Annotated in this window: 6 protein-coding genes; 2 read left to right on the plus strand and 4 right to left on the minus strand. The window is 55.7% G+C overall.

The genetic code is table 11. The features are described from left to right. Window positions 1–39 precede the first annotated feature (39 nt). Together nrdA and ubiG are read right to left on the minus strand one after the other, a co-directional pair. Entirely contained in the window at window positions 40–2,325 is a 2,286-nt protein-coding gene (gene nrdA / locus UTO39_RS15120; protein WP_061097568.1) for a class 1a ribonucleoside-diphosphate reductase subunit alpha, read from the minus strand. A gap of 347 nt (window positions 2,326–2,672) precedes the next feature. Next, on the minus strand, window positions 2,673–3,401 hold the full coding sequence (ubiG, locus tag UTO39_RS15125; protein ID WP_151413971.1) for a bifunctional 2-polyprenyl-6-hydroxyphenol methylase/3-demethylubiquinol 3-O-methyltransferase UbiG: 729 nt from the start codon (window positions 3,399–3,401) through the stop codon (window positions 2,673–2,675). Between the two features lie 146 nt (window positions 3,402–3,547). On the opposite strand from ubiG, the gene gyrA reads away from it, so the two are divergent. Both gyrA and rcsC read left to right on the plus strand, forming a co-directional pair. Continuing rightward, window positions 3,548–6,184: a DNA topoisomerase (ATP-hydrolyzing) subunit A gene (gene gyrA, locus UTO39_RS15130; RefSeq protein ID WP_061097570.1), complete on the plus strand. Its 2,637-nt coding sequence runs from the start codon at window positions 3,548–3,550 to the stop codon at window positions 6,182–6,184. A 134-nt stretch (window positions 6,185–6,318) separates the two neighbouring features. Beyond that, on the plus strand, window positions 6,319–9,165 hold the full coding sequence (gene rcsC, locus UTO39_RS15135) for a two-component system sensor histidine kinase RcsC (protein WP_266178701.1): 2,847 nt from the start codon (window positions 6,319–6,321) through the stop codon (window positions 9,163–9,165). A gap of 90 nt (window positions 9,166–9,255) precedes the next feature. Here rcsC and rcsB read toward each other — a convergent pair whose 3' ends face one another. Together rcsB and rcsD are read right to left on the minus strand one after the other, a co-directional pair. Further along, window positions 9,256–9,906, minus strand: coding sequence for a response regulator transcription factor RcsB (gene rcsB, locus UTO39_RS15140; RefSeq protein ID WP_006176468.1), 651 nt, complete (start codon window positions 9,904–9,906; stop codon window positions 9,256–9,258). A gap of 16 nt (window positions 9,907–9,922) precedes the next feature. Continuing rightward, window positions 9,923–12,595: a phosphotransferase RcsD gene (rcsD, locus tag UTO39_RS15145; RefSeq protein WP_320727504.1), complete on the minus strand. Its 2,673-nt coding sequence runs from the start codon at window positions 12,593–12,595 to the stop codon at window positions 9,923–9,925. Between the last annotated feature and the right edge of the window lie 351 nt (window positions 12,596–12,946).

A 12,946-nucleotide genomic window follows, 5' to 3' on the forward strand; every position in this document is an offset into this window, starting at 1 on the left:
TGTCTTACGAAATAAAGGCGGGGATATCCCCGCCCTTCATTAGATCTTACATGCGCCGCTTTCGCAGCCATCGTCCTGAATTGACGGTACCAGGTCGTCCTGCGCGTCTTCTGCACCGTCACGGGTGTTGTGATAGTACAGCGTTTTCACGCCAAATTTGTAGGCGGTCAGCAGGTCTTTCAACAGCTGCTGCATCGGAACCTTGCCGGACGGGAAGCGCGTCGGGTCATAGTTGGTGTTGGCAGAGATCGACTGGTCGATAAACTTCTGCATGATACCCACCAGCTGCAGGTAGCCGTCGTTGTTTGGCATCTCCCACAGCAGCTCGTAGTTGTTGCCCAGCGTTTCGTAATCCGGCACCACCTGACGCAGCACGCCGTCTTTCGATGCTTTGATGCTGACGTGGCCGCGAGGTGGCTCAATACCGTTGGTGGCGTTGGAGATCTGCGAAGAGGTCTCGGACGGCATCAGGGCAGAGAGCGTGGAGTTACGCAGGCCGTGCGTTTTGATGGACTCGCGCAGGCCTTCCCAGTCCAGGTGCAGCGGCTCGCTGACGATCGCATCCAGGTCTTTCTTATAGGTGTCGATCGGCAGAATGCCTTTTGCGTAGGTGGTTTCGTTGAACCACGGGCACGCGCCTTGCTCTTTCGCCAGCTCGTTAGAAGCTTTCATCAGGTAGTACTGAATGGCTTCGAACGTCTGGTGCGTCAGGTTGTTAGCGCTGCCGTCGGAGTAACGCTTGCCGTTTTTCGCCAGCCAGTAGGCGAAGTTGATCACGCCGATACCCAGGGTACGACGGCCCATCGCACCGCGCTTAGCGGCCGGGATTGGGTAATCCTGGTAGTCCAGCAGGGCATCCAGCGCGCGAACCGCCAGTACGGCCAGCTCTTCCAGCTCGTCCAGGCTCTTAATCGCACCCAGGTTGAACGCGGACAGCGTACACAGGGCGATTTCGCCGTTTTCGTCGTTCACGTCTTCCAGCGGTTTGGTCGGCAGGGCGATCTCCAGGCACAGGTTAGACTGGCGCACTGGCGCAACCACCGGATCAAACGGGCTGTGGGTGTTGCAGTGGTCAACGTTCTGGATGTAGATACGGCCAGTAGAGGCACGTTCCTGCATCATCAGGGAGAACAGGTCTACCGCCTTCAGGCGCTGTTTGCGGATGCTGTCGTCTTTTTCATATTTGGTGTACAGACGCTCGAACTCGTCCTGATCGGCGAAGAACGCGTCGTACAGGCCCGGGACGTCGGACGGGCTGAACAGGGTGATGTCTTCCCCTTTCAGCAGGCGGGTGTACATCAGCTTGTTGATCTGCACGCCGTAGTCCATGTGACGCACGCGGTTGCCTTCCACGCCGCGGTTGTTTTTCAGTACCAGCAGGCTTTCCACTTCCAGGTGCCACATCGGGTAGAACAGGGTCGCTGCGCCGCCGCGCACGCCGCCCTGAGAGCAGGATTTTACCGCCGTCTGGAAGTGCTTATAGAACGGGATACAGCCGGTGTGGAACGCTTCACCGCCGCGAATCGGGCTGCCCAGCGCGCGGATGCGACCGGCGTTGATGCCGATACCGGCACGCTGGGAAACGTATTTCACGATGGCGCTGGAGGTGGCGTTGATGGAATCCAGGCTGTCACCGCACTCGATCAGCACGCAGGAGCTGAACTGACGGGTCGGGGTGCGCACGCCAGACATGATTGGCGTTGGCAGAGAAATTTTGAACGTCGATACCGCATCGTAGAAACGCTTCACGTAGTCCAGACGGGTGTCGCGCGGGTAGTTTGAGAACAGGCAGGCGGCCACCAGAATATAGAGGAACTGGGCGCTTTCGTAGATCTCACCGGTCACACGGTTCTGAACCAGGTATTTGCCTTCGAGCTGCTTCACCGCCGCGTAGGAGAAGTTCATGTCGCGCCAGTGATCGATAAACCCGTTCATCTGCTCGAACTCTTCTTCCGTATAGTCTTCCAGCAGATGCGTGTCGTATTTGCCCAGCTCGACCATTTTCACCACGTGATCGTAAAGCTTCGGCGGCTCAAACTGGCCGTAGGCTTTCTTACGCAGGTGGAAAATCGCCAGACGCGCAGCGAGGTACTGATAATCCGGCGCTTCGCGGGAGATAAGGTCAGCCGCTGCTTTAATGATCGTTTCGTGGATATCAGACGTTTTGATGCCGTCGTAGAACTGAATATGAGAACGCAGTTCAACCTGGGATATAGATACGTTGTTCAGTCCTTCTGCTGCCCAGTCGAGAACTCGATGGATTTTGTCCAGATTGATACGCTCGGTAGTACCGTCGCGCTTTGTCACCAGCAGACTCTGATTCATGTGGGTTTTACCTGTCCGTGAAATAAAAAATATCCCCCGCTTATCCACAGATCCGTCTTGTGACTAACTCTGTGGATAAATACTACATATAGGGGGTTTGCGATAAGAAAAACGCTATATGGTGAGTATTCTAGTATCGAATCTTTTCAGCACAAGGGTTGATTTTGACGTTAAATTGAGGTTGTGAAAGGGTAAAAAAGCGTAAGTCCTCGTACCGTAAGGCCTGGACGACATGTCAATAATTAAGAAAAAAAATTCAAAATTTGATCGAGTGCTGATTTCTTCAACGGGAGGTCAGAATTGCGCAACATGATGTCGCGCAATCTTTATAAGAATAACGAATGACGTTAGTCGTTTTTGGCGGTTGTGTGCAACATATAGTTAACATCCACGCCCGGTGCGAGTTTGAATTTATCGGTCAGGGGATTGTAGTGCAGGCCGGTGATGTGCTGCTCTTTCAGCCACGTCTGGTCAACCCAGCTTAACAGCTCGGCCGGCTTGATGAATTTCTTCACGTCGTGCGTGCCTTTCGGCACCATGCGCAGCACATATTCTGCGCCGACGACGGCCATCAGCCAGGCTTTGCCGTTGCGGTTGATGGTCGAGAAGAAGACCTGGCCGCCCGGCTTCACCAGTTTTGCACAGGCGTTGACCACGGACTGCGGATCGGGAACGTGCTCCAGCATCTCCATGCAGGTCACCACATCGTACTGGTGGGCATGTTTTGCCGCGTGCGCTTCCACGGTTTCCTGCACGTAATCCACCTGTATACCGGACTCCAGCGCATGAAGACGGGCAACCTGCAGCGGCTCAAAGCCCATGTCCAGGCCGGTGACGGTGGCCCCTTCGCGCGCCATGCTCTCCGCCAGGATGCCGCCGCCGCAGCCGACGTCGAGCACTTTTTTACCGAACAGACCGCCGGAACGCTCCGCGATATAGCCCAGACGCAGCGGGTTAATGCGATGCAACGGTTTGAACTCACCTTCGAGATCCCACCAGCGGGACGCCACCGCTTCAAATTTGGCAATCTCTTCGTGGTCAACGTTGTGTGCCACCGGGGATTTTTCGGCATTCATGGGCGCTTTTACTCCTTATTTAGCAAGACAAATGAGTATATCAGGCAATCCCTGTGAATAAAGCGTATAGGTTTACCTGTATCACCGCGGCTGTGTTATAATTTGCGACCTTTGAATCCGGGATACAGTAGAGGGATAGCGGTTAGATGAGCGACCTTGCGAGAGAAATTACACCGGTTAACATCGAGGAAGAGCTGAAGAGCTCCTATCTGGACTATGCGATGTCGGTCATTGTTGGCCGTGCGCTGCCGGACGTCCGCGATGGCCTGAAGCCGGTACACCGTCGCGTACTATACGCCATGAACGTATTGGGCAATGACTGGAATAAAGCCTACAAAAAATCTGCCCGTGTCGTTGGTGACGTAATCGGTAAATACCATCCCCATGGTGATTCCGCGGTGTACGACACTATCGTCCGTATGGCGCAGCCATTCTCGCTGCGTTACATGCTGGTAGATGGTCAGGGTAACTTTGGTTCTATCGACGGCGACTCCGCCGCGGCAATGCGTTATACGGAAATCCGTCTGGCGAAGATTGCCCATGAGCTGATGGCCGACCTGGAAAAAGAGACGGTTGATTTCGTTGATAACTACGACGGCACGGAAAAAATTCCTGACGTTATGCCAACGAAGATCCCTAACCTGCTGGTGAACGGCTCGTCCGGTATCGCCGTCGGTATGGCAACCAACATTCCGCCACACAACATCACGGAAGTGATCAACGGCTGCCTGGCCTATATCGACGATGAAGACATCAGCATTGAAGGGCTGATGGAACACATCCCGGGCCCGGACTTCCCGACGGCGGCGATCATAAACGGTCGTCGCGGCATTGAAGAAGCGTACCGCACCGGTCGCGGCAAGATTTACATCCGTGCCCGCGCTGAAGTAGAAGCGGACGCCAAATCCGGCCGTGAAACCATCATTGTTCACGAGATCCCGTATCAGGTGAACAAAGCGCGTCTGATTGAAAAAATCGCCGAGCTGGTCAAAGAGAAACGCGTTGAAGGCATCAGCGCGCTGCGCGACGAGTCTGACAAAGACGGTATGCGCATCGTGATTGAAATCAAGCGCGACGCGGTGGGTGAGGTTGTGCTGAACAACCTGTACTCCCAGACTCAGCTTCAGGTCTCTTTCGGTATCAACATGGTTGCGCTGCACCATGGCCAGCCGAAGATCATGAACCTGAAAGAGATCCTGAGCGCGTTCGTGCGTCACCGCCGCGAAGTGGTGACCCGTCGTACCATCTTCGAACTGCGTAAAGCGCGCGATCGTGCGCACATCCTTGAAGCGCTGGCGGTTGCGCTGGCCAACATCGACCCAATCATCGAACTGATCCGTCGTGCGCCAACCCCGGCCGAAGCGAAAGCGTCGCTGGTTGCGCGTCCGTGGGATCTGGGTAACGTGGCGGCGATGCTGGAACGTGCGGGCGATGACGCCGCGCGTCCTGAGTGGCTGGAGCCTGAATTCGGCGTGCGTGACGGTCAGTACTACCTGACTGAACAGCAGGCCCAGGCGATTCTGGATCTGCGTCTGCAGAAGCTGACCGGCCTTGAGCATGAAAAACTGCTCGACGAGTACAAAGAGCTGCTGGAACAGATTGCAGAGCTGCTGCACATCCTGGGCAGCGCCGAGCGCCTGATGGAAGTGATCCGCGAAGAGCTGGAGCTGGTCCGCGATCAGTTCGGCGACGAGCGCCGCACTGAAATCACCGCGAACAGCTCTGATATCAACATTGAAGATCTGATCAACCGCGAAGACGTGGTGGTCACCCTGTCTCACCAGGGCTATGTGAAGTATCAGCCGCTGACCGACTACGAAGCACAGCGTCGTGGCGGTAAGGGCAAATCTGCGGCACGTATTAAAGAAGAAGACTTTATTGACCGCCTGCTGGTGGCCAACACCCACGACACGATCCTCTGCTTCTCCAGCCGCGGTCGTCTGTACTGGATGAAGGTCTATCAGCTGCCGGAAGCGAGCCGCGGCGCGCGTGGTCGTCCAATCGTCAACCTGCTGCCGCTGGAAGCGAACGAACGTATCACCGCCATCCTGCCGGTACGCGAGTACGAAGAGGGCGTGAACGTCTTTATGGCGACCGCCAGCGGTACCGTGAAGAAAACCGCGCTGACCGAGTTCAGCCGTCCGCGTTCTGCCGGTATTATTGCGGTGAACCTGAACGAAGGCGACGAGCTGATCGGCGTGGATCTGACCTCCGGTTCTGATGAAGTGATGCTGTTCTCTGCGGCCGGTAAAGTGGTGCGCTTCAAAGAGAACGCCGTGCGCGCAATGGGCCGTACGGCGACCGGCGTACGCGGTATCAAGCTGGCGGGTGAAGACTCCGTTGTTTCCCTGATCGTTCCACGTGGCGAAGGCGCAATCCTGACCGTCACCCAGAACGGCTACGGTAAACGTACGGCGGAAAGCGAATACCCGACCAAGTCGCGCGGCACGCAGGGCGTTATCTCCATCAAGGTTACCGAGCGCAACGGGTCCGTTGTGGGCGCGGTGCAGGTGGACGATGCCGACCAGATCATGATGATCACCGATGCCGGTACGCTGGTGCGTACCCGCGTATCCGAGATCAGCGTGGTGGGCCGTAACACCCAGGGCGTGATCCTCATCCGTACGGCGGAAGATGAAAACGTGGTGGGTCTGCAGCGCGTAGCTGAGCCGGTGGACGACGAAGAGCTCGACTCCATCGACGGCAGCGTCGCGGAAGGTGATGATGAAATCGCACCGGAAGCGGAGACCGACGACGACGCAGCGGATGACGCTGACGAGTAATCTCTTCTGACGCATAAAGGGCCGGATTCCGGCCCTTTTCTTTTGCAGATGCAGATACGTGAACGTTGCGACAAGCCGCGTTTACCGCTACCTTAACCACATTCTTTTGACCCCGACGGCGGAGCCTCGCCCCTTTGAAATACCTCGTCTCCTTTCGTACCACGCTGAAAGTTTCTCGCTATCTGTTCCGGGCGCTGGCGCTCCTGCTTTGGCTGCTGGTGGCCTTGCTGTCGGTGTTTTACATCGTCAATGCGCTGCACCAGAAAGAAGCGGAGATCCGCCAGGAGTTTAATTTAAGCTCCGATCAGGCCCAGCGCTACATTCAGCGAACGTCTGACGTGATGAAGGAGCTGAAGTATATTGCCGAAAACCGGCTGACGGCGGAAAACGGTATCCTTGCCCTGCGCGGGCGCAATGACAAAACCGAAGTGCCGGACTTCCAGCCGCTGTTCCCGGACTCCGATTGCTCCACCATGAGCAGCACCTGGCGCGGGTCGCTGGAATCCCTCGCCTGGTTTATGCGCTACTGGCGCGACAATTTCTCCGCCGCCTACGATCTCAACCGCGTATTCCTGATTGGCAGCGAAAATCTCTGCATGGCCGACTTCGGCCTGCGCGATGTGCCCGTCGAGCGCGATGATGCGCTGAAAAGCCTGCACGAGCGTATTGTGAAATATCGTAATGCGCCGCAGGACGAGCGCGGGAACAACATCTTCTGGATTAGCCAGGGGCCGCGCATGGGCGTGGGCTATTTCTACGCGCTGACGCCGGTCTACCTGGGCAATCGCCTGCAGGCGCTGCTGGGGATTGAGCAGACCATCCGCATGGAAAACTTCTTCACGCCGGGCAGCCTGCCGATGGGCGTGACCATTCTGGATGAAAACGGGCATCAGCTGATCTCCCTCGCCGGGCCGGATAAAAGTTTGAACGTCGATCCGCACTGGATGCAGGAACGCTCATGGTTCGGCTACACCTCCGGCTTCCGCGAGCTGGTGCTGAAAAAAAGCCTGCCGCCATCGTCGCTGAGCATTGTTTACTCGCTGCCGGTGGATATGGTGCTTGAGCGGATACGCATTCTTATCATGAATGCGATTCTGCTGAACCTGCTGGTGGGCGGGGCGCTGTTTACGCTGGCGCGCATGTATGAGCGGAGAATCTTTATTCCCGCCGAAAGTGACGCCCAGCGTCTGGAGGAGCACGAGCAGTTCAACCGCAAGATTGTCGCTTCGGCTCCGGTGGGGATCTGCATTCTGCGTACTCAGGACGGGACCAATATCCTGAGTAACGAGCTGGCGCACAACTACCTGAACATGCTGACGCACGAGGACCGGCAAAGGCTGACGCAAATCATCTGCGGCCAGCAGGTGAACTTTGTCGACGTGCTCACCAGCACCCATACCAACCTGCAGATCAGCTTTGTCCATTCCCGCTATCGCAATGAAAACGTGGCGATTTGCGTGCTGGTGGATGTCTCCGCGCGCGTGAAGATGGAAGAGTCGCTGCAGGAGATGGCGCAGGCCGCGGAGCAGGCCAGCCAGTCGAAATCCATGTTCCTGGCCACCGTCAGCCACGAGCTGCGTACGCCGCTGTACGGGATTATCGGTAACCTCGATCTGCTGCAGACGAAGGAGTTGCCGAAAGGCGTCGACCGGCTGGTAACGGCGATGAACAACTCCTCCAGCCTGCTGCTGAAGATCATCAGCGATATTCTCGACTTCTCCAAAATTGAGTCTGAGCAGCTGAAAATCGAGCCGCGCGAGTTTTCGCCGCGTGAGGTCATGAACCACATCAGCGCCAACTATCTGCCGCTGGTGGTGCGTAAACAGCTGGGGCTCTACTGCTTCATCGAACCGGACGTGCCGCTGACGCTGCACGGCGACCCGATGCGTCTGCAGCAGGTCATCTCTAACCTGCTCAGCAACGCCATCAAATTCACCGATATCGGCTGCATTGTGCTACACGTCTGCCGGGCGGGAGATTACCTCAGCATCCGCGTGCGCGACACGGGGGTAGGCATTCCGGCGAAAGAAGTGGTTCGTCTGTTCGACCCGTTCTTCCAGGTCGGGACCGGCGTGCAGCGTAACTTCCAGGGCACCGGTCTGGGCCTGGCGATTTGCGAGAAGCTCGTCAGCATGATGGACGGTGATATCTCGGTGGATACCGAGCCCGGCATGGGCAGCCAGTTCACCATCCGTATTCCGCTCTATTCCGCGCAGTATCCGGCGAAAGCCACGGTTGACGGGCTGAGCGATAAGCGCTGCTGGCTGGCGGTCAATAACGCCTCGCTGAATGACTATCTGTCGGCGCTGCTCAGCCATAGCGGCGTGAGGGTCTGCCGCTATGAAGGCCAGACGCCGGACGTGGACGATGTGCTCATCACCGACGAGATGCCGGAGCAGCCGTGGCAGGGGAGAGGAACGGTGCTCTTCTGCCGTCGCCACATTGGCATCCCGGTTGAACGTTCGCCGGGGGAATGGGTGCACAGCGTCGCAACGCCGCATGAGCTGTTGAGCCTGCTGGCCCGTATCTATAAAGTCGAGCTGGAAGAGAACGACGGTGCAGGCGCGCTGCCGTCACCGGAAGGTCTGGCGTCCGTGAATGACGATATGATGATTCTGGTGGTGGATGACCATCCGATTAACCGTCGCCTGCTGGCTGACCAGCTAGGATCGCTGGGCTACCAGTGCAAAACCGCCAATGACGGCGTGGATGCGCTGAATGTGCTGAGTAAAAATCATATTGATATCGTGCTAAGCGACGTCAACATGCCTAACATGGACGGCTACCGTCTGACGCAGCGCATCCGACAGCTTGGCCTGACGCTGCCGGTCGTGGGCGTAACGGCGAACGCGCTGGCGGAAGAGAAACAGCGCTGTCTGGAGTCGGGCATGGACAGCTGCCTGTCGAAACCGGTGACGCTGGACGTGCTGAAGCAGACGTTGTCGATTTACGCGGATCGCGTGAGAAAAACGAGAATATAAAAAAGGCCCGCAAGGGCCTTTTATGTTTTTCACCCTCTCCCTGTGGAAGAGGGATAGGGTGAGGGCATCAGGCCGCACACCCGTCCTGGATCAATCCTTATCCGATGCGCTCAGCGTAACGGAGGAGAGATAGTTCAGCAGGGCAATATCGTTGTCCACGCCCAGCTTCATCATTGCGGATTTCTTCTGGCTGCTGATGGTTTTAATGCTGCGGTTCAGCTTCTTGGCAATTTCGGTCACCAGGAAACCTTCGGCGAACAGGCGCAGAACTTCACTCTCTTTCGGCGACAGGCGTTTGTCACCGTAGCCACCCGCGCTGATTTTTTCCAGCAGACGAGAGACGCTCTCAGGCGTGAACTTCTTGCCTTTCTGCAGCGCAGCCAGCGCTTTTGGCAGATCGGTCGGGGCGCCTTGCTTCAGCACAATCCCTTCGATGTCCAGATCCAGCACGGCGCTCAGGATCGCCGGGTTGTTGTTCATGGTCAGAACAATGATCGAGATGTCCGGGAAGTGACGTTTAATATATTTGATGAGCGTGATCCCATCACCGTATTTATCCCCAGGCATGGAGAGATCGGTAATGAGCACGTGTGCATCAAGCTTTGGGAGGTTATTGATCAGTGCTGTAGAGTCTTCAAATTCACCGACTACATTCACCCACTCGATCTGTTCAAGTGATTTGCGAATACCGAACAGTACAATCGGATGGTCATCGGCAATAATTACGTTCATATTGTTCATGTATAAGGCTACCTTGCTACAGCAAGCTTTTGACGTAGGCGTCAATGTCGCTGATGTATTTTTCAATGCCAGAGGCATCTTTCTCACGAATTAGATGTTCCAGCGTTTCACATAACTGCTTGCCGGGAACCAGATTAAGCATGGCAAACACCCCTTTAAGCCGGTGTGCTGTCTGTGCCAGCGCTGCAAAATCATTCGCAGCGGACTCAGTATACAACCGCTTCACATCATCTGGTACTGTATCAACAAAGAGGGAATAATATCCGCTGGCGTGAAGCTCGGCATTTTCATTGCCGCCTAACGGGGATTCCGTTATCTCTTCCTGCGCCAGCTGCTCTTCTATTAGTTGTAGTACAGCTTCCTGCATCGCATTGCTTATATTAAAGTTGACGCGCAGCTGGCCAGGGCCGATTTTCCGCACGCCTGACTCATCATCGCTTAAAAGCAAGCCCGAGGCAGTAAGATTAGACGGATTATCAGTTAAAAACAGATCAAATTCTTGACTTGCCAGCCTTTCATCCGGCGTGATGCAGGTCGCGCCCCAGTTTTCGAGCTGACGAACCACAATATTGCGGATCTCGTTTGAGGTCACATCCACCATCACCACGACATCATCCAGCAGGCGTTCTTCATCTTCTTCCTGCGGATTGGCGGCCATTTTCACGTGCAGAGAGTAACGGGTGCCGAGCGATTCACGGGCCTTAATATTCAGATGGCCGCCGAGCTTACGCGCCAGCTGATCGCACAGCCAGAAGGTCAGGGCGTTAGCTTTGCCGTAATGATCGCTTTGCGTGTCATTCAGGAACGGGAAGTGCAGATTATCAATTTCACTCGCCGTGACACCTTCTCCGGTGTCCAGGATACGGAACGTCAGGCGATCCTCCGCCGACTCGTCGGTGCTCACTTCAAGGGTGATCTTGCCGATTTGCGTGGTGGTCACGGCGTACTGAATAATCATCAGAAGAATACGACGCAGCGCCTCGCGGTCGCCGTGACGTTCGTCATTGGCGGGTAAATGGTTGTTGATCAGCAGCTGCAGCCCTTTGCGCTTAATTACGGGCAGGACTTCGGGAACCACTTCATCGATCAGATCCTGAATGGAGAAGAGAGAAGGGGTGCCTTTCCAGAAATCATTCTCCAGCATGTTTGCCAGCTGGATCTCATCCACCATACGGACCAGCGAGTCGGCCTGGCAGGCGAGCTGGTGGCTTTCAGACGTGTTCAACGCCGCCGCCTGGGTCGCCAGCGTTTTTAACGGCTGCTTGAAGGCATCGCCAATATTCTGCATAAATGCCGCGCGTCCCTGCTGGTTCTTCTCATACAGCCTTTGCGCCTGCTTGAGCTTTTTATTCACCAGCACTTCGCGATCCTGATCGCGAATGATGAAGATTTGCGTACGAGGGGCCACCTGGCTGCGGAACTGACGGATCTCGTACAGTTCATTGTTAATGGTGGCCTGAATAACCCCCTGGTGCTGATCCGCCATGGCGGTGATGTTCTGCAGGTTAAGGTGCGGCAGCAGATGGTCAGCAATTTTATTGCTCATCACCGTGCGGTTCGCTTCCTGATCGTGAACTAACACCCCTAGCGGCAGCACGGAGACAATCTCTTCATTGAGCGCGCGCATTACGCGCAGCTCGTTGGTGTTGCCTGCGGAGACCGCAGACGCGTCGCTCTGGCGTCCCGGCTGGAAACGGAAGGTGCTGTAGCCAAACAGGGCCAGCGCCAGCAGGCCAATATTCAGCAGCAGCGGCAGCAGAATATTTTGCAGGGTATCAAGCAGCAGCGTGCCGAACGGTACCTGCCACACCAGTCGCATGCCGGTTGAGTTCAGCGACGAGGCAATTTCAATTTTTGAGCCGTTAAAGGAGATGGTGACGCTCTCTGCGGCCTCTTTGTCAGACGCCGCGCGCATGTTCTGGGTGCTGCTGTCTGGCTCCAGACGGAAGCTGTCGAGCGGCATATCCGGCGGGATCAAATCATTAATGGGTAAATCGAAGGCCACGACCGTCGCCAGATGTCCCGGCTGGTTAAAGGTGGTACGCAGGGTAAAATAGTGACCATTCTGCCAGGCCAGGCGGCGCAGCGATGAGAAGCTCTCACGTTCATCAAGGGCGTTGGCCTGCTGCAGCATTTCTGCCCGGCGGGAGTCGACAATGCTGCCGACCGTCGTCTCTTTAAATCCGGAGGAGAGATCCTTCAACGGCAGGGTCGAGATCAGGATCATGCTGTTGTCCTGACCGTTCAGATAGTACATCGACCACGGTACCGTTTCGGCGCCCCAGAGGGTATCGAGGTAGGTCGAAATACGCTGCGTCATCTCAAGGGTCGCGCTGTCGTGAGAGCCAAAGATAAGCGCCTCAGTCTTACGCTGCGGTTTTTCGAGATAGTAGACATCCTGCTTCAGCCGCGTCTCCTGAAGCCCATCCCCGGACGAGCTGGCAGGCGCTGCCGCAATATTGTCGTAAATCTGCCAGGTGGCGTAGCGCCAGGTATCAATGCGCTTGTGGACGGCGTGGGTAATATCCACCACCTGATAGCTCTTATCTTTTAGCCAGGCGTTAACCGCGCTCTGCACCATCACGCCCATTGTGACCAACAGCACCACGATCAAAAGAAGAAAGAAACGGGTGATGCTCCCGGGAAGGAGGGAGAATTTGCTCTGGGCGGTAGTTTCAGTCTGACTCATTGATATCTTTAACCCGTGATGGTCGTGCTCTGTGGCGATAGGGCAGTATAAAGGGTAATAACTGAATTTCCAGCGCCACTGTTCTGGAACAAGCGACTTTTTCGATGACCCGCGCGAGAGATGAAGTGCGCCTTAAATGTGTACAAGCACACAGGGCATGTACAAATAAAAAATCCATTTCGCCAGAAAATAGCACGAATTAACAAGAAATTAAGTTTTGAGCGAATTTTCCTGTTATGCAGAGGGGCTGGCGTGAATTTAGTTAATAGTCGTTACAATTACGGTGCGGTAGCACAAAAAAAGAAAAGTTACGTAAAGAAGGGTAAAAAAAAAACCGAATGCGATGCATCC

This window comes from Enterobacter sp. 118C5 (genome assembly GCF_034107645.1).
GTDB lineage: Bacteria > Pseudomonadota > Gammaproteobacteria > Enterobacterales > Enterobacteriaceae > Enterobacter > Enterobacter nematophilus.

Bases quoted from the DNA above. Each gene is read 5' to 3' on its own strand.
- nrdA (WP_061097568.1), bottom strand. From the start codon at position 2,325: ATGAATCAGAGTCTGCTGGTGACAAAGCGCGACGGTACTACCGAGCGT.
- rcsD (WP_320727504.1), bottom strand. From the start codon at position 12,595: ATGAGTCAGACTGAAACTACCGCCCAGAGCAAATTCTCCCTCCTTCCC.
- gyrA (WP_061097570.1), top strand. From the start codon at position 3,548: ATGAGCGACCTTGCGAGAGAAATTACACCGGTTAACATCGAGGAAGAG.
- rcsB (WP_006176468.1), bottom strand. From the start codon at position 9,906: ATGAACAATATGAACGTAATTATTGCCGATGACCATCCGATTGTACTG.
- ubiG (WP_151413971.1), bottom strand. From the start codon at position 3,401: ATGAATGCCGAAAAATCCCCGGTGGCACACAACGTTGACCACGAAGAG.